The organism is Psychrobacter halodurans (assembly GCF_017498075.1).
Lineage (GTDB): Bacteria > Pseudomonadota > Gammaproteobacteria > Pseudomonadales > Moraxellaceae > Psychrobacter > Psychrobacter celer.
Genome location: NZ_JAGBKN010000002.1, coordinates 128,851 through 150,756, shown reverse-complemented (window position 1 = coordinate 150,756; position 21,906 = coordinate 128,851). Strand labels below are relative to the sequence as shown.

Annotated in this window: 18 protein-coding genes; 6 read left to right on the top strand and 12 right to left on the bottom strand. The window is 47.9% G+C overall.

The window, feature by feature from the left end; genetic code table 11:
• Positions 1-18: 18 nt before the first annotated feature.
• Positions 19-804 (top strand): hypothetical protein, encoded by a 786-nt coding sequence (locus tag J3491_RS01830; RefSeq protein ID WP_207969006.1) that lies wholly within the window; start codon positions 19-21, stop codon positions 802-804.
• 236 nt (positions 805-1,040) lie between these two features.
• Here the strand turns inward: J3491_RS01830 and J3491_RS01825 are convergent, their stop codons facing one another.
• The 8 genes from J3491_RS01825 to erpA form a co-directional block, all read right to left on the bottom strand.
• Complete coding sequence (locus tag J3491_RS01825; protein WP_100748950.1) at positions 1,041-2,216, bottom strand: type III PLP-dependent enzyme; 1,176 nt, start codon at positions 2,214-2,216, stop codon at positions 1,041-1,043.
• Between the two features lie 48 nt (positions 2,217-2,264).
• Positions 2,265-2,819 (bottom strand): peptide deformylase, encoded by a 555-nt coding sequence (gene def / locus J3491_RS01820; protein ID WP_075101330.1) that lies wholly within the window; start codon positions 2,817-2,819, stop codon positions 2,265-2,267.
• Positions 2,820-3,089: 270 nt separating this feature from the next.
• Positions 3,090-3,344, bottom strand: a complete 255-nt coding sequence (locus J3491_RS01815) for a GlsB/YeaQ/YmgE family stress response membrane protein (protein WP_100748626.1) — start codon at positions 3,342-3,344, stop codon at positions 3,090-3,092.
• Positions 3,345-3,717: 373 nt separating this feature from the next.
• Positions 3,718-5,202: a UDP-N-acetylmuramate:L-alanyl-gamma-D-glutamyl-meso-diaminopimelate ligase gene (mpl, locus tag J3491_RS01810; RefSeq protein ID WP_207969005.1), complete on the bottom strand. Its 1,485-nt coding sequence runs from the start codon at positions 5,200-5,202 to the stop codon at positions 3,718-3,720.
• 277 nt (positions 5,203-5,479) lie between these two features.
• Positions 5,480-6,118, bottom strand: coding sequence for a copper resistance protein NlpE N-terminal domain-containing protein (locus J3491_RS01805; RefSeq protein WP_207969004.1), 639 nt, complete (start codon positions 6,116-6,118; stop codon positions 5,480-5,482).
• Positions 6,119-6,493: 375 nt separating this feature from the next.
• The gene (locus J3491_RS01800; protein WP_207969003.1) at positions 6,494-7,012 is read right to left on the bottom strand and encodes a disulfide bond formation protein B; all 519 of its coding nucleotides are present in this window, start codon (positions 7,010-7,012) and stop codon (positions 6,494-6,496) included.
• Between the two features lie 48 nt (positions 7,013-7,060).
• The gene (gshA, locus tag J3491_RS01795) at positions 7,061-8,647 is read right to left on the bottom strand and encodes a glutamate--cysteine ligase (protein WP_207969002.1); all 1,587 of its coding nucleotides are present in this window, start codon (positions 8,645-8,647) and stop codon (positions 7,061-7,063) included.
• A 332-nt stretch (positions 8,648-8,979) separates the two neighbouring features.
• The gene (erpA, locus tag J3491_RS01790; protein ID WP_100748631.1) at positions 8,980-9,360 is read right to left on the bottom strand and encodes an iron-sulfur cluster insertion protein ErpA; all 381 of its coding nucleotides are present in this window, start codon (positions 9,358-9,360) and stop codon (positions 8,980-8,982) included.
• Positions 9,361-9,893: 533 nt separating this feature from the next.
• On the opposite strand from erpA, the gene J3491_RS01785 reads away from it, so the two are divergent.
• Positions 9,894-11,915: an ABC-F family ATP-binding cassette domain-containing protein gene (locus J3491_RS01785; RefSeq protein WP_207969001.1), complete on the top strand. Its 2,022-nt coding sequence runs from the start codon at positions 9,894-9,896 to the stop codon at positions 11,913-11,915.
• A gap of 67 nt (positions 11,916-11,982) precedes the next feature.
• Here J3491_RS01785 and J3491_RS01780 read toward each other — a convergent pair whose 3' ends face one another.
• Entirely contained in the window at positions 11,983-12,345 is a 363-nt protein-coding gene (locus tag J3491_RS01780) for a septal ring lytic transglycosylase RlpA family protein (RefSeq protein ID WP_100748633.1), read from the bottom strand.
• A 790-nt stretch (positions 12,346-13,135) separates the two neighbouring features.
• On the opposite strand from J3491_RS01780, the gene J3491_RS01775 reads away from it, so the two are divergent.
• Positions 13,136-14,173, top strand: coding sequence for a DnaJ C-terminal domain-containing protein (locus tag J3491_RS01775; protein WP_207969000.1), 1,038 nt, complete (start codon positions 13,136-13,138; stop codon positions 14,171-14,173).
• Between the two features lie 116 nt (positions 14,174-14,289).
• Entirely contained in the window at positions 14,290-14,613 is a 324-nt protein-coding gene (locus J3491_RS01770; RefSeq protein WP_075101342.1) for a chaperone modulator CbpM, read from the top strand.
• Between the two features lie 101 nt (positions 14,614-14,714).
• Here the strand turns inward: J3491_RS01770 and sstT are convergent, their stop codons facing one another.
• The 3 genes from sstT to J3491_RS01755 all read right to left on the bottom strand — a co-directional run bounded on the left by sstT (position 14,715) and on the right by J3491_RS01755 (position 18,491).
• Entirely contained in the window at positions 14,715-15,917 is a 1,203-nt protein-coding gene (gene sstT, locus J3491_RS01765; protein ID WP_100748636.1) for a serine/threonine transporter SstT, read from the bottom strand.
• Positions 15,918-16,304: 387 nt separating this feature from the next.
• A complete protein-coding gene (locus J3491_RS01760; protein ID WP_207968999.1) occupies positions 16,305-16,814 on the bottom strand; it encodes a DNA polymerase III subunit chi in 510 nt (169 codons plus the stop codon).
• Positions 16,815-16,835: 21 nt separating this feature from the next.
• The gene (locus tag J3491_RS01755; protein WP_100748638.1) at positions 16,836-18,491 is read right to left on the bottom strand and encodes a leucyl aminopeptidase; all 1,656 of its coding nucleotides are present in this window, start codon (positions 18,489-18,491) and stop codon (positions 16,836-16,838) included.
• 817 nt (positions 18,492-19,308) lie between these two features.
• On the opposite strand from J3491_RS01755, the gene J3491_RS01750 reads away from it, so the two are divergent.
• Positions 19,309-20,658, top strand: coding sequence for an LPS export ABC transporter permease LptF (locus J3491_RS01750; protein WP_100748640.1), 1,350 nt, complete (start codon positions 19,309-19,311; stop codon positions 20,656-20,658).
• On the top strand, positions 20,658-21,866 hold the full coding sequence (lptG, locus tag J3491_RS01745; RefSeq protein WP_207968998.1) for an LPS export ABC transporter permease LptG: 1,209 nt from the start codon (positions 20,658-20,660) through the stop codon (positions 21,864-21,866). The genes J3491_RS01750 and lptG overlap by 1 nt, the downstream gene beginning before the upstream one ends.
• Positions 21,867-21,906: the final 40 nt, after the last annotated feature.

Here is a 21,906-nt window from a genome sequence, read left to right as displayed (position 1 = left end):
CGGTAGCGACTGTGAGTGATGGCAGTCAAACACAGTCGCCGTGTCCTTTATAGCCATGCTATTTATAAAAGCCTACTAGCCACGGCTGTTGGTATGATGGTGCCGCTGGTGGCTGTCCAAGCGGCGACTTATGAGACTTATGTCATTGATACCTATGGTGGTCAGGCACTCATACCAGCGGTACGCCAGCAGCTAGAGAGTAGCCGTGACGGTGGTACGGTGACCAGTTATCAAGACAAGCTGGTCATTCGCACCACGCCTGCCAATTACCCAAAGCTGCAGCAGCTACTGTCTTTGATTGATCGTCAGCCGCAAGCGCTCACGGTGACGGTACGCGTTGGTAATGACCGCCAGTCACAAGGTAGCATCCAGCAAGGTCAGGTTGTTATTAATCATCGCGGTATTCAAGGTGTAGGTGTTATTCACCAGCAGAGCAGTCGACAGCAAGATAACAACTTATATCAAATCCAAACGCTGTCGGGCAGTGCGGCCAGTATTAGCACAGCTATTCTGTATTCATTAAACCAAACCTATATGGTCAATGGCTATCCGAATTATCATCGTCCTATAGGGCAGATTGTGATTCAGCAGCAGGTACTACTACCAACGACGCAAGGCATTGAAGTGACGCCAAGGCTATTACCAAGCGGGCAAATCGAAGTAAGATTAGTCCAAGTTGCAGAGCAGCTCGAGCGCGACCATTCTGCTGATAACCGAGACAACGATTACCATCATCGCATGCACGGCCAAAGGCTTGATAGCACGATGATCGTCCCGCGTGGGCAGTGGGTCACTATCGGGTAAATCTCACAAAACAATCAAACCCGACGCTCAGGTTATGGCAGTCATAGTACGCGAGATAGCAGCAACAACATGCCGATTTCATTATTAATACAATGAGTGGTCATCATCAACATATTCGGTAGTGCTAACGCTCGGTCGTGTTTCTGATATTTTAACCATGATCAAACCAGTACAAAAAAGCGCGGCACTGCTTATCACAGTGCCGCGCTTTATGATGGATACCAACGGTCTAAAAGTTAATCAATATAAACCACGTCTAACGGCGGAAAGCCATTAAACTCGACCGAAGAATACGAGTTGGTATAAGCGCCTGTGGTCAGCCAATAGATTTTATCGCCAATCTCCAGCTCTTCTGGTAGCTGATAGCCCGCTTCTTCGTACATGATATCGGTTGAGTCGCACGTCGGGCCTGCCAGTACCACGGTGCCTTCGCTTGTTGATGTTTCCATTTTTGGCGTATACACAGGATACTTGATGGCCTCGCCCAACGTCTCAATCAGACCTTGGAACAATCCCACGTCGGTATATACCCAGCGAGTGAGATCCGTATGCGACTTACGCGAAATCAGTACCACATCACTGACCAACACGCCTGAGCCGCCGACTAACGAGCGGCCTGGCTCAAGGATAATCTCAGGCATCTCGTCTTCGTTATAGTCATCGGTGAGATAACGCGTGATCTCTTCGGCATATACCCGAATCGGGTTGACCTCGCTGATATAATTGGTCGGAAACCCGCCGCCTAGGTTGATCATTTGCAGTTTGATATTTTCTTCGTTTTTCATCCAGTCAAACATATATTTGACCTTAGCCAGCGCATCATCCCAAGCGGCCACGTCTTTTTGCTGGCTGCCGACATGGAACGAGATGCCATAAGGCACCAAACCCAGCTCACGCGCCTGAATGAGTAGATCAATCGCCATATTGGGATGGCAACCAAACTTGCGCGACAGCGGCCATTCAGCGGTTTCTGACCCTTGTACTAAGATACGTACAAACACTTTAGCACCAGGTGCATGCTTGGCGATGTTTTTTAGATCCGCTTCTGAGTCAGTAGCATATAGCTCGATGCCTTTATCAAAGGCGTATTTGACGTGCTCGGCTTTTTTGATAGTGTTGCCATACGAGATGCGTGATGGCTCAACGCCGCAATCAAGCACGCGGTCCAGCTCATAGATGGAAGCACAGTCAAAGTTTGAACCCAGCTCTGCCAATAGCTCGATGACTTCAACCGCTGGGCTGGCCTTCATGGCATAGTGGATTTTTGCTTTTGGAAACAGACTGACCATCTCATGATACTTGGCTTTGATACGACTAAGATCCACCACCAAAAATGGGGTTTCGCGACCTTCAGCAGCTTTGGTAAATTTCTGCCAAGCGGCAGAGTCAAAATATTGGTCAATTTTGATCATCGTCATATAAAAAACCTTTGGTAAAAGCGAATAGCAAATATGCTTGGCTTATGCGTTAGTGGTTTGCGGCTGTTGTTCAGCCGCATGCGCGCCTTGTTTTTCGCGGATTTTGATTACTTTACGTACTTTATCGCGTGCTCGTGTTTGCTTGAGACGAGACAAGTAATCGACAAAAATGACCCCATTTAAGTGATCCATTTCGTGCTGGATACATACTGCGAGCAGGCCTTCGACCTCTTCGTCTATCTTGTCGCCGTTTTCGTCTAGGGCTTCGATACGAACCTTGGTGGGACGCTCGACTTTGTCATAGACATCTGGCACTGACAGACAGCCTTCTTCGTACGGTTGTTTTTCTTCAACCAGTGGCGTCACTTTTGGGTTGATAAACACGCGAGGATGGCTTTTATCTTCAGATAAATCCATGACGATTAGCTGAATATGGCGATCCACTTGACTGGCTGCCAAGCCGATACCTTGAGCATCGTACATGGTCTCAATCATATCGGCGATCAAGGTTTTGATTTCAGCAGTCACTTCCTTGACAGGCTCGGCGATCGTACGCAAGCGCGGATCTGGATAGTTTAAAATAGGGAGTAATGCCATAATGCTTACCTCAATGCTAAGGATAAAATAGGGTATATATTATAAGGTAAATGGGGACAAAAGTAATGCTTATCAATACTTTCCCCTTAGGTTCGCGGGCGTTAGAATTTGTGCCTATACATACAAAAGCCCTGCTGATCGCAAGGCTTTTGGGTAAGATAGCGTGCTTTTGCTGGATAGGTTTTGCTTGATTGATTTTGCTCAACACTATCTTTTTTATCAATGCGGTTTTATCAAGTTATCTCTACCAAATTAGCTAAGACGTGTTTCTTATACGCGGCGCTTACTGACGATCATCTCATACAAGAACAGTAAGATGATGGCACCAATGACAGAGAAGATAAGACCCATAAAGCCGCCGTCAGCGTTGATACCGATAAGCCCTGCAATAAAGCCACCGAGCATCGCTCCGACGATACCTAATACAATCGTCATAATCCAGCCCATGGGATCGCTACCTGGCTTGATAGCACGTGCCAATAACCCTGCGACCAAACCGACGATAATCATCCAAATAAAGCTCATATTATTCTCCTAATTTTTTATCATTTATAATTGCGTGCTGTGCTTTGATGAATTTATTGTAGTCATTCTAAGGATTGAAGAGTAAGCACAAAATGTTATCTGTGTATGGGCTATGTGAGGAAAAACCGCTATTTGCTATCAAGCAGAGGAAATAGGTAAACGGAAGGTTACAAAGGTAGTAAAGTCGCTAACGGGTGGCGAAGATATGTGCTGAAGTAAAAAACGATAAACATTAGACAAAAAAGCGCCGTTTATCATCCATAAACGGCGCTTTGGGTATGTAATAGGCGACTGATAATAGCGTCGCATCTAAAAATCAGATACGTGGCTATCAAGTCGCTCAATGGAAGGCTGTTTTTCTTACGTGCTGCGCTTATCGCTCGCGTAGGGCGGTGAGTAGTCGCTGATGAATTCCTTCAAAGCCGCCATTAGACATAATGACGATCGCATCACCTGACTGCGCATGCGCACAGAGATACTCAATAATACCCTCAATACTACAAAGTACTTGCTGATGACCGATGGTACTATCCTCGGCCATCGCGGTATCAATAACTTCTTTAAGCCCCCACTCCAGACCAGACGGCTCATACCAGAGCGTATCGTCGGCTAGCGCCGCTGACTGTGCAAGGCTGTCTTGATGAATGCCCATCTTCATGGTGTTGCTACGCGGCTCGATGATGGCCCAAATGCGTCGGTCCGCCAGCTTCTTTTTGGCACCGTCTAAGGTGGTGGTGATCGCAGTTGGATGATGAGCAAAGTCATCGAAAACCAAGATATCATCGACATTACCAATCAGCTCCATACGGCGCTTGATACCCGCAAAGTCTGATAGAGCAGCACACGCGGTCTCTACACTCACGCCCACATCGTAGGCGGCGGCGACTGCGACGAGGGCGTTGTTGACATTATGCATACCGCTCATCGACCACTCTACAATCGCTGCTGCGTTATCGGCAGGATAGCTGATCTGAAAACGACTACCGTCAGCGGTTAATAGCTTAGCATGCCAGTCGCTACGAGCCGTGGCGCTGTCTGAGGCAGTGATATTTGTATCATCAATCGCGGTGTGCCAGACAGGTGTCCAGACGCCTTTTGCCAAGGTATCTTCTAGGCTGGCTGTGGCGGCGGGCATGATGATTTTACCCGTACTAGGAATCATGCGTACCATATGATGGAACTGCGTTTGAATCGCATTGAGATCGGCAAAGATATCGGCATGATCAAACTCAAGGTTGTTTAAGATAGCCGTACGCGGACGATAATGGACAAACTTAGAGCGCTTATCAAAGAATGCAGAGTCATACTCATCGGCTTCGATGACAAAATAGCCGCCGTTTTTATCCTCACTGTCTTTATTCGCAGCAAGTTTGTCTGCACCAAGATAACTGCTGTGGGCAAACACTTGCTGCAAGTGCGTATCAGGCGTATCGACCAGTGGCACACCGCCGATCAAAAACCCTGCATCGATACCGGCATAGTGCAGTATCCAAGCCAGCATCGTCGTGGTCGTGGTCTTGCCGTGCGTACCGGCTACCGCGATGACGTGACGCGACTGCAATACTTGCTCAGACAAAAACTGCGGACCTGAGGTATAGCGCAGTCCTTCGTTTAGCAGGTACTCGATGACATCCATACCGCGTTTCATGGCATTGCCTACCACCACCAAGTCTGGCGCGGGCTGTAAATGCTCGATCAGGTATCCCTCTTCGATGACGACGCCGGCATTTTGCAGCTGGGTCGACATCGGCGGATAGACATTGGCGTCTGAGCCGGTAACCTTGTGCCCAAGCGCCCGCGCCAGCAATGCCAGCGACCCCATAAAAGTACCACAAATGCCAAGGATATGAATATGCATAGACGTTCCGTACGTGCTGAAGTAAAAGGGTAGACTCTCAAGCTGGTAGATCCAAAGACATAAGATCTATCGGGGGCAAACTGACTGGCTGAACCTTGCTGGCTAGACTTGCTTGTTAGAGCTCGTCCGCAAGGTTGGATGCGCAAGCGTTTGGTGCCCAAGAGTGGGATTCATTGTAAAGTAAACGTCGTTCGATGACCAATAAAAAACGCCTAACGAGTAGGCGCGGTATCAAGGTTTTATCATAACAGGCATGAGGCAGCAACAAACGGATACGCTATTTACGCGATAAAATATAATCGTCATCCAGCTGTTTGTCATCGTCCATCAATATCAGATGATTGTCTTGAATACGGTAGGTCTCTATGTTTTCTTGCTCATAAACGATGGTAATGAGGTCGTTATCTTGACGATAAATGCCAGACTCAATCGTCGGGACTTTGGGCTGGGAAGGGTTGTTATACAGACTGGTTTTTAGAACGGAGCCATCGGCAAATAGGTTTAGGGTAATATCGATACTGTCACAAAAAGAGCAGGGCACCATACCGCCGTAGTCGCCTATTAGCGTGGCTTGTAGCGAGCCATAATCGGCGGTGCCCTCGTCACTATCTACAGTGTCAATGCTGCTATCGGCAGTTGCTTGCGCTGCCATGATCAGAGAGCGACCTTCTACGGCGTCGAGCTCGTCGGCATCAGCCTTAGATTTGGATAGGCTGTCTGCTAGATCGACGGTAGATGGGCTGCTGTCTGCAGCGTTATTGACCGGCGCAACCTTAGTACTCACTTCTTTATTGGTATTAGAAGAGGCACTATCGCAACCAATCACCAACACGCAAAGCGGTATACCTAAGAGCAGACGATGAAAGCGTCTGATCGTCGATACAATAAAAGAGCAACTAGGCGCACGGTATATCATGGTCACACCAAAAACAGTTTTTTATACAACATCTGAAAAGACTGCCTATCATATCGGCAAGTTCAGGGTATTGTCAAAATCGAGAAATAATGAAAAAACCAGACAAACCATCAAAAACCATGATTTTTATGAGGCGATTATCATATGACTCATCGTTGGTTTTGAGGTAGATAAACAGCGTTCAATCGCTTGGCAATTCTATAAAGCGGCGTATATCATGCAGGTTTGCTTATCAGCAAATAGAATAAGCTGTGACAAGATATCAAAGGTTTAGAATATCTTTGTAGCGTTTTTGTTATTGGTTATTTTTATAAAATCATGCCATACCGATAGATGTATCAGTATGGTATGGGGATAATATGGGGATAAAGAGGACTATTTAGAGGCGATAGGACGTACGATACGCCACAACACCAAACCGTGGACGACCAGCAATAGGCTAAATAAAATCAAAGACTGCTCAGGGATACTCAGTCCCATAAACGTCCAGTCGATAGCGGCGCACTCACCAGAGCCTGCAAAAACTTCTTTAAACACCTGCAAAATAGGTAAGGTATCTAGCCAGTAGTCTAGCCCCGGGCCACAAGAAGGCACTTGATCGGCAGGTAGGTGCTGTAGCCAGACGTGACGGCCTGCAACCACAGTCGCCCAGCCAATACCCACCAAGCTACCTAGCCATAATACCAGACGCACCGCCATAGATTTGGGGTGAAATAAAGCCGCCATCAGGGCAAACACGCCCATCACAATCAGCCCGATACGCTGAAAAACACAAAGCGGGCAAGGGGTAAACCCCATATAGCGCTGTAAAAAGAACAGCGCAAAGCTCATACCTATCACGGCCATAACGACCAAAAATACTTGTAGATTGCGGTAAGTGGTCAGCGGTAGCATGGGGCAGTCACTCTTATTAGGTCGTTGTCTAAGGCATCAAACCAACGGTTAAGTTGGTTGCTGGCGGTATTGTTGTAAAAATTCCATAAAATCTTCTGTTTCGGCTGACTCAATCTCTGCTTGTTGCAAAATAGACTTTTCTGCCAATACCTCATATTTGGCTTGGGTGTTGGGGCTCAAGGTCTGCTGCAACAACGCGTCACGATGCTGCTCTGCCAAGGTAAAGCCAAGTTGCCATAAGCTGCCCAAGCGTTTGCTATCGGCATTGACTTGCGCCGAAATTGTCGATTCTGGATGACTGGCTTTGCCTTGCATCAAGGCCACGGCTGCTCGGTAGTCATTGCCGCCGTAGTGCGCGTCAAATAGCTCGGCAAGTGGCTGCATACGATCTAAATGCATGAGCATCCAGCTCTCAAGCGATTGCTCTTCGCCATTATTGATGATGTGTAAGCCCTCGCGGCGACCTTCGTTTACCACGCGCTCAAGGTTGATTGCCAGTGCTTCTTCTTCCTCAGGGAGCAAGTCAGGCGAGTCATTTAGCAGACAGTACAGCGCCATGACTTCTAAAAAACAAGCGCTAGAGAGACGAATGCCGACATCGCTATACGGGTCGAGATCGATGGCGCGAAACTCGACATAAGCGATACCGCGGCGCTCTAGTGCTTCGGTTGGTGTCTCACCGCTCATGGCGATTTGTTTGGGGCGGATAGGACTATAGTATTCGTTTTCTATTTGCAAAATATGATTGTTAATCTGAATAGGATTGCCATCTGCATCATCCAAACCCAGTTTTTTAAAGCTCTCATGCGGCGTCTGAATCGCGCGGCGCAGTCCTTTGATATACTCAGGCAAGTTGTTGTAGCGGATGTCGAGCTGCTCTTGTACGCTGTTGGTATAGCCAAGCTTGCCCATCCGTAGGCTGGTGGCGGTAGGTCTGTAGTAGGTCGAGTCATTGAGGCGCTCTAGGTCATGCTCGCGCCCCGCCAAAAAACAAGGACAAACGCTGGGGCTGGCTCCCAATAGATACAGCACCAAGCTGGTTAGGCGCTTAAAATTACGGATCAGTCCAAGATACTTATCGTTTTTAAACGCCGTCAGCGTCAGGTTTTGCGCCGCTGGCGTCTTTGCTTGCCAAGCCGCAAACAAATCGTCACCAAACGATAAATTATAATGCAAGCCTGCGATGGTCTGCATACGGCGACCATAGCGGATACCAAGCCCGCTGCGATACAGTGTTTTTAACTTACCCGTATTAGAGCTGCCATAGTCGGCCAGCGGAATATCTTCATCGTTCGATGACAGCATGCACGGCATGGATAACGGCCACATCAGCTCACCCTCAGGCATACCTTGATAGACCAGCAAATGCAGCTGGCGCAGCATGTTTAAGGTTTCTTTGGGAGAGGTTTTTGGGTCAGTGATCAGCTCAAGCAGGCTTTCTGAGTAATCTGTGGTAATAAACGGATGAGTAAGTTTGGAGCCCAGCTTGGCTGGATGCGGGGTTTGTGCCAAAAAACCATCAGGTTTAACACGCAAGCCTTCTTTTTCGATACCGCGGAGCATCCCAGTCAGATGCTGATGGTCAAACCAATTGGGGATTTCAAAGTTCACAAAGCTACTCGCAAAATTACTCATAATAGGCATCTATTGTTATTGATTATGGTAGACCAAAACACGACGGGCGTTTGACCATAAAAGAGGTAAATATAAGGATGAAGAATTTGGTCAGTTTAGCTCAAAGCAGTCCTGAAAACCACGGACAATTACAAATACGATAAGCTTTATCCAAGGCGGTTTTGGCTGGTTTTACTAAAAAAATTGACACACAAATCACAGAAAAAAGCAGTCTGGCTTACTGCCCATTTAGCGAATGGGCAGGCACGAGACGAAAAAGCACCTATAGATAAGATAGGAGCCTTATCCATAGGTGCTTGAACCGTCGTTCTCAAACCGCAAAAAAGCGTCATTTAGATAGAGAAGGACGAGCCGCAGCCACACGTCGTGGTGGCGTTGGGGTTGGTCACGATAAAACGCGCGCCCTCTAAGCCCTCGGTGTAGTCAACGGTAGAGCCTTGCAGGTATTGATAGCTCATCGAGTCGACGACCAAGGTCACATCGCCATTATTAAAGTTGGCATCGTCTTCGTTTAGGTCATTGGCAAAATTAAAGCCATAAGAAAATCCTGAGCAGCCGCCACCGGTGACATAGACGCGCAGCATCAATGTGTCATCGCCTTCTTCTTCGCGCAGGCGGCGCACTTTTTGAGCGGCGCTGTCTGTTAGGTTTAAAACCGTTGGGTCTACAGGCTGGGTGGCGCTTGGGTTAAATTGATTGGCTGATTCGTTCATATCTACCTCAGTTACTAGGATCAAAGGCTGTCGTCCTGTTTGGGTTTGCAAGCACAGTCTTGCAAAAAAAGATACGCACGGCGTTTGATTCAATGGAATGCTGTCATTATGGCAAAGCGATGCGCGCGTTATCAATCCTTGTTATCAATATGATATGAGTGTCATCACTCACGCGCTAAATACATGCTCGGCCATAGGCACTTATGGTATCGCAGTATATCATAATGGGGGTGTGGATTCGTTTGTCAAGAGTGACGCTTGGTTATGCGCTATTAATAAGCAAAACTGCCTTCGTGATGCTGCCGTACGGTTTCACCGAGGCGACTATGTTTACCGACTATGTTAACTGACCACGTTTAGCGATTCTGTTTAGCGATGATGGCCATCATAGCAATCAAGATTTGCTTGTAAAATAGTGATTTAATCGTTTGCCTATCGGCGAGGCGTTTGAAATAATAGCCGCCAGTAAACATGCCAGACGTGTGTTTTTTATTGCTTTGAGTTTTATATTATTGTTGAGATGAAGAGATTATATGATCGAATTTAAAGACGTAAGCGTACGCCGTGATGGTCGAGAGTTGTTTGCAGGGGCAAGCTTTCAGCTCCATCCGGGTCATAAAGTCGGCCTAACGGGCAATAATGGCACTGGCAAATCTACTTTGTTTGCGCTACTGCTTACGCAGATGGGTATGGGGGACACCGAGGTCACGCTGGACAAAGGCGAGGTGAGTATCCCTGATAGCTGGCAAGTGGCGCACATGGCGCAGGAGGTCGGAGCCAGTGATCAGACGGCGATTGATTACGTGTTGAGCGGTGATGAGCAGTGGTACAAGATTAATGCCGCGCTCAGTGATTTAAGCGCTGTCAGTGACGAGCAAATTGGGGTGTTGCATCAGCAGTTCGATGAAATCGATGGCTACCGTACGCCGACCAAAGCGGCACAAATCATGGCAGGCCTTGGGTTTAACACCAGTCAGCACGAGCTGCCTGTCTCAGGGTTTTCGGGTGGCTGGCGTATGCGCTTAAACCTCGCCAAAACCTTGATGAGCCGCGCCGATTTGATGCTGCTCGATGAGCCGACCAACCATTTGGACTTAGATGCTATTCTCTGGCTTGAGACTTGGATCAATGCTTATACCGGACTGGTCATCGTCATCTCACATGACCAAGCATTTTTGGATGCCACGGTCGGTCATATCTTGCACGTCGAACAACAAAAAATCACCCTTTATACCGGTAATTATCAGCAGTTTATCCGTACCCGTCACGAACGCATGGCGCAGCAGCAGCAAGTGTTTGAAAAACAGCAAGCGACCCGCGCCCACTTGGATGACTTTATTCGCCGTTTCCGTGCCAAAGCCAGTAAAGCCAAACAGGCACAAAGCCGTATCAAGCAGCTTGAGCGTATGGCAGAGCTGTCGCCGATGATGGCGGACAACCCGTTCTCTTTTCGCTTTTATGAGCCAGCCCATATGAGCTCGCCGCTGATTGAGATGACGCACGCCGATATTGGTTATAGCGATACGCCTTTGCTTCGTAACGCCAATGTGCAGGTCACGCCTGATACGCGTCTTGGGCTACTGGGTATGAATGGCGCTGGTAAGTCGACCTTGATTAAAGCCTTGGTCGGCGAGCTGAAAATTTTGTCAGGTACTTACCGCGTGTCCGACACACTCAAGCTTGGTTACTTTAACCAGCATCAAATGGATGCACTGGATGCGGCGGCTACCCCGCTACAGATGATGCGCCGCCTAGCTGGTAAGACATCAGACGCCGATTTGCGTTCGTTCCTCGGTAGCTTTGATTTTCGTGGTGATCGTATCGATACGCCAAGTGAGCTGTTCTCTGGTGGCGAGCGCGCTCGTCTGACGCTGGCTTTGATTGTCTGGCAGCGTCCAAACGTGCTGGTCCTCGATGAGCCGACCAACCATTTGGACTTACAAATGCGTCAGGCGCTGACCCTAGCTTTACAAGGCTTTAAGGGAGCGGTAGTGCTGGTCTCGCATGATCGTGAGCTGATTGCCAATGTCTGTGATGAGCTATATCTGGTGCATGACGGGCAAATCGATGCGTTCGATGGTGATATCAGTGACTATGGAAAATGGCTGAGCGAGAAGCGCAAACAAGAAAATAGCTCAGATAAAGTAGCAGGCAAGAAAAAAAGCAAAAAAGAGAGTAAAAAGTTTGTTTCACGTGAAACGCGCGATAGCCTAGCAAATACAGCAGCGCCTACGAAAGCAATCAAAGACAACCCTACGTCGCCTGCTTTGAGCAAAGAAGAGCAGCGCAAAATGGCCGCCGAACAGCGTAAACTGACTGCACCGGTTCGCCGCGAGATTGAAGATACCGAAAAAGCATTGGCTAAGACTGAAACGGCGCTGACGGCCATAGAAGAAAAGCTTGCCGATACCAGTCTGTATAAAGAAAGCCGCAAAGCGGACTTGCTAAAACTGCTGGATGAGCAAAGCATCCTACAGCAGCAGCAAAGCGCTAATGAAGAAAAATTACTGCTGGCCATGACAACGCTGGAAGAAATGGAAGCGGGTTTTGAATAGAGCCGTACCTAGACGGAGCGCCGCACATAAAAAAAGGGAGAGCATAGGCTCTCCCTTTTGTTTCACGTTATTCTTTACGGTATTTACCATCACCATAAGACAGTATTTCCATGGTGGTGGTGCACAATTGGCAGTTGATTTGACCAGCAGCGGCTTTCGACAAATCTAAAATACGGCCTCGTATAAAAGGCCCTCTATCCGTGATTTTGACGATCACGCTTTGCTTTGTCTTTTGATTGGTCACTTGTACCTTAGTACCGAAGGGCAGCGTACGATGCGCAGCGGTCAAGGCATTCATATTAAAAATACTGCCACTGGCAGTACGCTTTCCATGAAACTTGCTACCATAATAACTGGTGTTACCTGCAAAAACGCTGGTGCTTAGTAGCAGTGACAAGGTGATAACCAAAGACTTGATTAAATACGACATTCAATACCTTTATACAGTTTATAAAATAGACAGATAACCTTGCCTATATCATCGATACTCCCTGTGAGTATCAAAGTTATATTCATTTTATAGCACGTAAATTGTCGTATCCTTACGGCTCTGTTAAAAAACGCCCCAGTTCAAATATCAGCATTCATAAAAAACCACTGCTTTTTTCAACAAAATCAGTTGGATAATGCTCTTTATTAAATATCTTGAAAGCATTGCTAGATATCACGTCTGCGCTGAGCGTGGTTTGTTCAGGTGAGTAAATAAGTAGAGGGTTAGACGTTTGGCTAGTGATGATATAGGCAGTGGTTTTGTTTGGGTCATATGAGAAAGTAGCGACCATAATAAAGAGATATGAGCCGGAGCGTTAAAATATAAGGGCTAAGCCAGCGGGTCGCCGCAGGATAGTAGTAGTTAGCCAGTATCGATAGTAATGTAAAGATTATTGCTGTAATGCTAATATTATGTAATTAAATGTGTTTTTACTTGATTCGCTTATTAAAAAATATGTGCTGTTTTTTATCAAATGACTCATTATTCCAATAATAAGTACAGGTAGTAAATAGGCCAAATAAGAGAGCAAGAAAAATTACGTCCAGTGGCGCTATATTTATTTTATAGCGGATCGACTATATGAATTGGTATAGATAAAGTGGACAAGTGTAAATTTTGACCAGTCACTATGTGGCTATGGTATGGTAAACACTGAAATATTGCCGCATCATCCCTATATTATGTATTAAGTAAATCGTTAATAATAAATGCGATAAGGAAAAATAATATGGCAGAAAAAAACTACTACGACGTTTTGGGGGTCAAAAAAGACGCCTCAGACGCTGATATCAAAAAAAAATATCGTAAGCTGGTTCGTCAGTATCACCCCGATGTGAGCGACGACCCAAACGCGGATAACAAAATCGCTGAAATCAACAACGCTTATGAGACGCTTAGAGAGAAAGACAAGCGTGCGCAATATGATGCCATGCTCGACAACCCATTTGCCGGTCAAGGCGGCGCTGGAGGCTTTGGCGGGTTTGGTGGTCAGTCGGCGGGCGGACAGGGTGGTTTTCGCTGGGAAGATATTAAAGATCAGTTTGGTGATGGACAAGCCTTTGGCGATGGCGGCTTTCGCTTTGATGATATATTTTCGGCATTTGGTCGCGGCGCGCGTGGCTCAGCTGGTGGACAGGCAGGGGGCCGCACGCAAGGTAGCGGCTTCGAGCAGTTTGGGGGTGGCTTTGGCGCGCAGGATAATAAAGGCCAAGATCAGCATGCCGAGATTGCGGTGGACTTGGCCTCAGTCTATAGCGGTGACGACTATAGTATCAAACTAAACGTGCCGGTACGCCAGCCCAATGGCAGCGTGGATTATGAAAATAAAACCCTTAAGATTAAAATCCCAAAAGGCATCACTGATGGCAAGCAAATCCGCCTAGCAGGTCAAGGCTCAGCTGGCATGGGTGGCGGCAAAAACGGTGATTTGTTTTTAAAGGTGAAAATCCGCCACGACGCCAATATCCGTATCGAGGGCGCTGATGTCTATCAGACGGTGAATATCGCGCCATGGGAAGCGGCATTGGGTGACAAAATCAATGTCAGCACGCCCGCTGGTACCCTTGGCGTGACCATTCCCAAAAACAGTAAATCTGGCAGCAATTTACGTCTAAAAGGTAAGGGTATCCCTGCCAAACAAGCGGGCGACTTATACTTAACCCTCAATATCGTCAACCCTGATATCACTGATAGCAATAGCGAGGCTGTGACAAAAGCCTATGAGCAGCTAAAGCAAGCCTTTGCTGATACCAGTATCAATCGCTGATATCTGCCGCGCTGCTATCGACAGAGGTCAGCGAAAAGCGATAACGGGGAGAGATGAAAACTATCACGATGACATAAAGCACAAATAAGGATAGCAACCAAAAGAGGATAATAATAATGAAACACTCGCCTGAATTTACCGATATTATCATGAGCTTGGATGAGCTGGTATCTGCCTGTGGTCAAGAGCGTCAATGGGTCATCGAGCTGATGGAAGAAAACATCATCGAGTACGATGTGCCAGAGCGTGAGCAGTTTACCGGCTATCAGCTCACCACGGTGCGCCGCGCCTCTCGTCTGAGCCGTGATTTTGATGCCAGTGTGCCAGCGATCGGCCTGATACTAGAGCTATTAGAAGAAGTCGAACAGCTGCGTCAGCTCAAACGCCAGCTAGAAGGACAGACGCCAATCATTGAAGTAGATACCGAGCATCTAAAGTAACCAAACCAGTGATAAAACACAGCTCATAAAAAAGGCCTCATTGCGATCATTGAGGCCTTTTATTTTACAGTGTGTGATGTACAGATACGGATTGCGCCGGATTAACGCGCGTATTTAGGGTCGGCTGCCGCAGTAAATAAGACGTCAGTTGATGAGTTGAGCGCGGTCTCGGCCGAGTCTTGAATCACGCCGATGATAAAGCCGATGGCAACCACTTGCATGGCAATGTCATTGGGGATACTAAAGAGGCTTGCGGCCAGAGGAATCAGCAATAACGACCCACCAGCGACCCCAGAGGCACCGCAAGCACTAATGGTCGCGACCAAACTCAATAAGAGCGCAGAGGCAAAGCTCACCTCGATACCGATCGTATGCGCTGCCGCCAGCGTCAAGACGTTGATGGTAATCGCCGCCCCTGCCATATTGATAGTTGCACCAAGTGGAATGGTGACAGAGTAAGTGTCTTCGTGTAGGCCCAGTTTGCGTGCAAGGTTCATGTTTACAGGGATGTTGGCCGCCGAACTACGCGTAAAGAATGCTGTAATCCCTGACTCACGCAGGCAAGTAAATACCAGAGGGTAAGGGTTTTTGCCGGTTTTGAGTAAGACGATAATAGGGTTGGCAACGAGGGCAATAAATACCATACAGCCGACCAATACCATCAAGATACGAGCATAACCTGCCAATGATGCAAAGCCTGTCTCAGCGACCGTATTGGCAACCAAACCTAAGATACCAAATGGCGCGAGAGCGATGACCCATTTCACCACTTGTGAGATGGCATTGGCAAAGTCGCCGACGACCGTACGCGCGGTGTCGCTGGCTTGACGCAGTGCAAAACCGATGATAATTGCCCAAGCCAAGATACCAATATAGTTGGCCTCAGCGATGGCATTGACAGGGTTTGCCACCAGATTCATCAGCAAGTTGGTGAGTACTTCTTTGAGGTTGGCCGGTGGCACTTGCTCGACAGTTGCGTTGACGAGTACCAGCTCAGTTGGGAATAAAAAGCTGGCGCCGACAGCAGTCAATGCCGCCAAAAATGTGCCAAACATATACATGATGAGCACCGGTTTGACATACACTTCGTTGCCACTACGATGCTGACTAATGGCCGCCATCACCAGCACAAAGACCAATATCGGCGCGACTGCTTTTAGCGCACCGACAAATAGCGTCCCCAACAATCCTAAGGCGATACCAACGCTTGGTGCTAGCCAGCCTATTAGCACCCCTAATATTAAACCGATAATAATGAGCGGTACCAGCCCTATACGCTGGTACATCGCAATCAATGAACGCATTTGTACACCCTCGAGTTAGTCAGTCAGAAGTAAATGAATCATAAAAATAGAAAAACAGTCGGAGGATGGTAGCATTTTTTCGGATACTCGCCTACCAGTCATACTGGACGCGGCAAATCAGACAGCACCAAACCACGCTGTAAAAACCACAAAAATGGTAAGTAGAATAAAGGAAAGACAGGCAAGCGCGCGAGGAAAACTGAGCAAGGTGACTGATAAAATAAAGCTGATGGAATAGCGAGGTGACTGATATGACAAAGCTGATGGAATAAAGCTAAGATGACAAAGCTAAGATGACAAAGCTGGAAAATAAACCAGCAGACAGTCTGCAAGTAACGTGTATAGCAGTAGCGCTATGTCGTCTTTAGAACAAATCGACTGTATAAGCTATACCTTATAGTGCGTTAGCTCATAGCCGAGCTGTTTATAATGCTTATATTTATGACGGCCTTCTTGCATACTTTTGGCATCAGGTTTTATCAGCTCAAGTATTCGAGTGGGTTTGGCAGGACTGGTCGCGGCTATAAAATCGCTGACAGGCTGCAATGTGGTATTGAGAACGATACCTGAGAAGTCCGCTGGCATATAACTGCCGAGCATGACGGGTGCTGATACTGCCTCCTCGATATCGGAGGTATCAGGCTTTGCGGCATCAGGCTCCATCGTATCAGGTTCTATGGAGTGAGGATCGCGGCCCAAAAGGCGCTGGTGCGGGATAAAGCTGGTCGCGTCGTGCGTCCATAGCGCTTCATCAAGCGAGCTGAGTAATGCCTCATCTTGAGACAAAATCAGTAGCGATTGGCTGCTTTTATTGAGCGCCGTTTGGGTCAGCTGACAAATAAAGCCCAAGATTTCTTGGGCTTTACGCTCGCTTAATACATAAAAACTTACGTTCATAAATTGGTCGTCATCATTGTATTAAGCGTCGTTTGCACTGTTTTTTAAGTACTGCATAAATAAAGGCACAGGGCGACCGGTTGCCGCTTTATCTTTGCCTGAGTTCCATGCGGTGCCTGCGATGTCTAGGTGCGCCCATGGCTGACCTTCTTCGACGAAGCGTGATAAGAAGCAAGCTGCGGTCACAGCGCCTGCGCCTTTACCACCGATGTTTTGCATATCGGCGATGGGTGAGTCAAGCTGCGCCTGATAGTCGTCATCTAATGGCATGTGCCAGATGAGGTCACCTGATGAGTAGCTGGCGTTTTCTAATTCAAACAATACATCTTCATCATTACTAAAGACCGCTGAGCGTACATGACCTAAGGCCACCACGCAAGCGCCCGTCAACGTCGCCACATCGATGATGGCTTTTGGCTGATAGCGCTGGACGTAGCATAAGGTATCGGCCAACACCAAGCGACCTTCCGCATCGGTGTTTAAGATTTCAACCGATTTGCCGTTCATGGCTTTGACGATATCACCAGGACGCGTGGCCTCACCTGATGGCATGTTTTCTGCACAAGCGAGTGCCCCCACGACATTAATTGGTAGACGCGCCTCACACAGCGCTTTGATGGTACCTAATACAGACGCTGAGCCGCCCATATCGAACTTCATCTCATCCATGGCCGCACCTGGCTTGATAGAGATACCGCCTGAGTCAAAGGTCACGCCTTTACCGACCAACACGATAGGCGCATCGTCATGGCTGCTATCAGTGTTTTTGTCTGATTTTTTGCTAGGCAGTTTGGTGGGGAGCTTATCAGCCAACGCTTTTAGGCCACCGGTGACTTTTGCACTGCTATTGCCGGCTGGATAAGTATCAGTCGCGCCTGCTTTGGCACTAAAGTTAGACTTGCCGCGATACTCGAGTAGTACCAATTTGCCTTCTTTGCTAGAACCTCTAGCCACCGATAAAAAGCAGTTCATGCCCAGCGCCGACATTTCCTCTTCGCCCAGCACCGTCACTTTTAGGAGGTCAGGATAGGTCTTTGCAAGCGCTTGGGCTTGTTCTGCCATATACGCTGGGAAGCAGATATTGCCTGGCTCATTGGCGACGTCACGAGTCAAGCTTTGACCGGCGAACACCGCTTGCGCGAAGTCTAGCGCTGGCTGCAATGCTGCATCGGCCAACAAATACACATCCGTGAGTACCGGTGTGGTTTGCTCAGACTTGTATTTATCAAAACGATAGCTGGCCGCTAGTAGATTTAGCGCAAATTGGCCAAAGTGGTTTTCTTCTAGGTCATCGCCGAGCGCGACCGTGATAGAGGCGACGCGTTTTTGCGTATTGCTATAGATGGTTTTGGCGATTTTTTGTAGGGCAGTGTGGTTAAGCTTGTCGATATTACCAACACCGACCAACAATAACTGAACTGGGTTTTGCTTGGTGGTTTTTTTGTCACCGGCCAATGCCAAGTCAGCAACGGTTTCGCAGGCCTTACCACTAAAGTGTGACACTTCCATCAATTGCTCAATACGAGCGCTATAGTCAGCTAGCGCAGACTCAGCGAAGAGGTTTTTTTTGTCATCCACCAACACCACCAAACAAGCCGCGTCTTTGCTCTTCGCTTCTTTTTTGAGGATTTTTTGGGTATGGGTTTTGGGGAGCTGCTGAGTTAATTTGATATTCATATAGTTATCCTTATTTGAATGGTCAATAGATGCCGCCTTTTAATCGGGGTACTAAACAATCAGGTTGTTACATAATCAGATTGTTAAACAACCAAATTGTTTAACAACTGGGTTGCTAAATGGCTAAGCTTTTCAATCAGTTAAATCAATAATCACCGAGCCAAGCGGCTGTTTATCACCAGCTTAATTTTTCGTAAGCTTAATGCCGCACAGACTCAGTGCAATAGCCGCATGACAAGTGACTGCCAGACGATGCCTGAGATTATGTGTATGGTTCGAGGTGATAAGGTGATAAAAACATAGAGTCATCTTGCCCAGCCGATATCTGACCGCTATGCTCAAACCAACGATAAAATCCAAGATTAAGCCATTGGTTCAGTCAAAGCTTCAGTCAAAGCATTGGAAGGTTGGGCGCTTGTTGTAGTGTAGCATATCAGGTAATCAGCGTGCTGTCGGCATCGGTTAAGTAATGTTTTCGTATATATTTGCTGCGCGATCTTAAGAGCGAATGCTGCATAAACCACCGCCTCAATCTTAGCAAGGGTTAGGTAATGTTTTAGCACATTTTTCACAGCCATTTTTTGCCAAAACATGCTAGCATTAACGGTTATATTAATGGCTTGTATTTGTGTAGTATAGCTAACGCTACTACTGTTAGTTGTTATTATCCGTTAACTATCGGCGAGCGGTACAAACCTGCCGCCCAAAAAAAGCCGTTATAATAGCCAAATAAGCGCCACGCCTGAGCCAGCGCTCTATCATACAGCACGCGCATACCAACTGTTTAAGAGTCCCTATTGTGATATTACGCCGCTACATGACCCAACAAGTTGCCTCGACCACCGCTTTGGTGTTGGGGTTTTTAGTGGTAATGATGCTCGGTGGGCGCTTGATTCGTTACTTTGGGATAGCTGCTGAAGGTCGCTTAGATATCAGTTTGTTATTTACTATTATCGGCTACAATCTGCCGTACTTCTTAGAGCTTATCCTGCCATTGGCGTTTTTTATTGCGCTGATGCTGGTATTTGGCCGTCTATATGTCGATCAAGAAATGGCAGTCATCAATGCCAGCGGTGTGTCGCGTGGTAAGTTGGCACGCTTGATGACGCCATTTATCCTCGCGCTGTTTGTCGGCGAGGCGGCGTTGTCTATCGTTGGTAAGCCGTGGGGGGTGCGCTCATCTGAGGCGGTGTGGCAACAGCAAGCCTTGACCAGCGCCTTTGATTTGATTCGCCCAAAAGAGTTTATCAGTAGTGGTAATTATCATCTGTATGTCGGCAGTCTGAGCGAGGACAAAAAGCAGCTGCAAGATGTGATATTGATTCAATCAGAAAAATCAGAAAAATCAGAAAAATCAGAAAAATCAGAAAAGGGCAGTCAGCCCAAAAACGCGGCGGCAAATACAGCAAAAAATGAGCGTGATCAAAGCGCCGCGGTCTCTGTCGATAATCGCATCGATCCCAAAACCGCTGAGCAGTTAGATATTCCAGAGCTGCCAGAGACATTTGTCAATCATGATATCAGCAAAGACACCATCACCTTAGCCAAACGTGCCGAGCAGGTCGATACAGGGAGCCGCGGCGTGACGCAATTGGATTTGTTTCAAGGCCGACGATACGAAGTCGGCGCAGGGAGTCTAAAGTACAATCAAGTAGGCTTTGATCGCTACCGTATCAGTTTGACTGAGTCTGCCAAAGACGTCGTCACCGAAGACAATATCGAAACCCAAGCCATCGGGCCGTTGTGGCAAGCGGCAACCGGTAGCGGCAGTGCACAAGTGAGCACGGTCGAGGCCAAGCGCGCTGCGCAAGGTGAGCTCGGTTATCGTTTTGCGTTGCCTTGGCTGATGATTATCGCGCCGATGCTGGCGGTACCGCTGGCACAAGTGCGTCCCCGTCAAGGTCGCTGGCTGCGTTTGTTTCCCGCGATTTTATTGTTTGTCAGCTGCGCGCTGGGTATCATTTCGCTCAAAAACGCGGTGAGTAAAGGCAGCGTCAGCGTGTGGGCGTATGCGTGGCTAATCTTAGGGTTTATGGCGTTGGCGCTGTATATGAACTGGGGCAGCCGCGTGCAGCATCGCCTGCGCTTTCGCCAACCTCAGCCGCCGCAAACAGTGGCCGACAGTCGCGCCAATCCAAATGACAACACGTCAGGAGGGCAATCATAATGCGCTCCTTATTTGCCAAAACCCCAAGCGCTGAGCCACTGGCCCAAAAACCCGGTCAACTAAAAGTGCTCGGCCGCTATGTCAGACGCAATGCGCTGCTTGCTATCATCGGGGCCGTTGTCGGTCTATGGGCCTTGCAGCTTATTTTTTCTTACTTATCCGAGCTTGATTCGCTCGATGATAGCTATACGATGAGTGAGGCGATTAAGTATATCTTTTATCGATCGCCTTACTTTTTAGAGCAGTTTATTCCGACAGGGGCGCTACTTGGGGCGGTCGTAGGTTTGGGGCTGCTGGCCAACAAAAGCGAGCTGGTCGTCATGCGCGCCGCTGGCGTCAGTATCTATCGCATCGTCGGTTGGGTGCTACAACCCGCTCTAATTTTTGTGCTGCTTGCCTTAGCGATCAATCAGTTTGTCTTGCCACACTCCAATCAGTTGGCAAAAGACATCAATGATGAGGGCAGCCGCTCGCTTGTGACCTCGGTACGTGGCTATTGGACGGTGCAACCACGCTTTGAAAATGCACAAGATGGTAGTGCAAAGCCTGCTGGCAGCGATATTTTATATATCGATTATGCCGACGTACAAGGCAACATCGGCGAGGTGAAGCGCTGGCATTTGGACAATGATGGCAATTTGCAAACCGCTATTCATGCCAAAGATGGGCAATATGTCGGCCGGCAAGCTCTAGATAGTAGCAGCGGCACACCGAGCGGACAGTATCGTTACGAGTGGCAGCTCAATGACATGACCACGCTTAGTATCAACCAAGGCTTCGAGAGCAGTCAAGCTGTATTCGCCTCCGATACGCTCAGTTTGCCATTTGCCCCAGAGTCGGTTTATCTACTGACGCGTAAGGCAGAGGATTTGTCTCTGACGCAACTATATGAGCATCGTCAGTTTATGCGAGGGCAGGGCAATCGCTCTTTAGAGCATGAGCTGGCATTTTGGCAAAAGCTGCTGTCGCCGCTATCGATTTTATCGCTGGTGATCGTTGCTTGCTCATTTGTCTTTGGCTCGCTGCGTACGCACAGCTTGGGTCTGCGTATCGTCGTCGCGCTACTGTTTGGTTTGCTATTTAGCTATGTGCAAGATTTGGTCGGCTTTGTCTCATTAGCGACAGGATTTTCGCCATTATTGATGGTGCTATTACCGATACTTGGTAGCGCCGCCTTGGGTTTTTATCTGATAAAACGGCAGATGTAAGACAATGTGGTAGGTGGTATGCCATCTTTACTGCCCTCAG

Coding starts and splice junctions, on each gene's coding strand:
- J3491_RS01830 (WP_207969006.1), top strand. CDS start 19: ATGGCAGTCAAACACAGTCGCCGTGTCCTTTATAGCCATGCTATTTAT.
- J3491_RS01825 (WP_100748950.1), bottom strand. CDS start 2,216: ATGATCAAAATTGACCAATATTTTGACTCTGCCGCTTGGCAGAAATTT.
- def (WP_075101330.1), bottom strand. CDS start 2,819: ATGGCATTACTCCCTATTTTAAACTATCCAGATCCGCGCTTGCGTACG.
- J3491_RS01815 (WP_100748626.1), bottom strand. CDS start 3,344: ATGAGCTTTATTTGGATGATTATCGTCGGTTTGGTCGCAGGGTTATTG.
- mpl (WP_207969005.1), bottom strand. CDS start 5,202: ATGCATATTCATATCCTTGGCATTTGTGGTACTTTTATGGGGTCGCTG.
- J3491_RS01805 (WP_207969004.1), bottom strand. CDS start 6,118: ATGATATACCGTGCGCCTAGTTGCTCTTTTATTGTATCGACGATCAGA.
- J3491_RS01800 (WP_207969003.1), bottom strand. CDS start 7,012: ATGCTACCGCTGACCACTTACCGCAATCTACAAGTATTTTTGGTCGTT.
- gshA (WP_207969002.1), bottom strand. CDS start 8,647: ATGAGTAATTTTGCGAGTAGCTTTGTGAACTTTGAAATCCCCAATTGG.
- erpA (WP_100748631.1), bottom strand. CDS start 9,360: ATGAACGAATCAGCCAATCAATTTAACCCAAGCGCCACCCAGCCTGTA.
- J3491_RS01785 (WP_207969001.1), top strand. CDS start 9,894: ATGATCGAATTTAAAGACGTAAGCGTACGCCGTGATGGTCGAGAGTTG.
- J3491_RS01780 (WP_100748633.1), bottom strand. CDS start 12,345: ATGTCGTATTTAATCAAGTCTTTGGTTATCACCTTGTCACTGCTACTA.
- J3491_RS01775 (WP_207969000.1), top strand. CDS start 13,136: ATGGCAGAAAAAAACTACTACGACGTTTTGGGGGTCAAAAAAGACGCC.
- J3491_RS01770 (WP_075101342.1), top strand. CDS start 14,290: ATGAAACACTCGCCTGAATTTACCGATATTATCATGAGCTTGGATGAG.
- sstT (WP_100748636.1), bottom strand. CDS start 15,917: ATGCGTTCATTGATTGCGATGTACCAGCGTATAGGGCTGGTACCGCTC.
- J3491_RS01760 (WP_207968999.1), bottom strand. CDS start 16,814: ATGAACGTAAGTTTTTATGTATTAAGCGAGCGTAAAGCCCAAGAAATC.
- J3491_RS01755 (WP_100748638.1), bottom strand. CDS start 18,491: ATGAATATCAAATTAACTCAGCAGCTCCCCAAAACCCATACCCAAAAA.
- J3491_RS01750 (WP_100748640.1), top strand. CDS start 19,309: ATGACCCAACAAGTTGCCTCGACCACCGCTTTGGTGTTGGGGTTTTTA.
- lptG (WP_207968998.1), top strand. CDS start 20,658: ATGCGCTCCTTATTTGCCAAAACCCCAAGCGCTGAGCCACTGGCCCAA.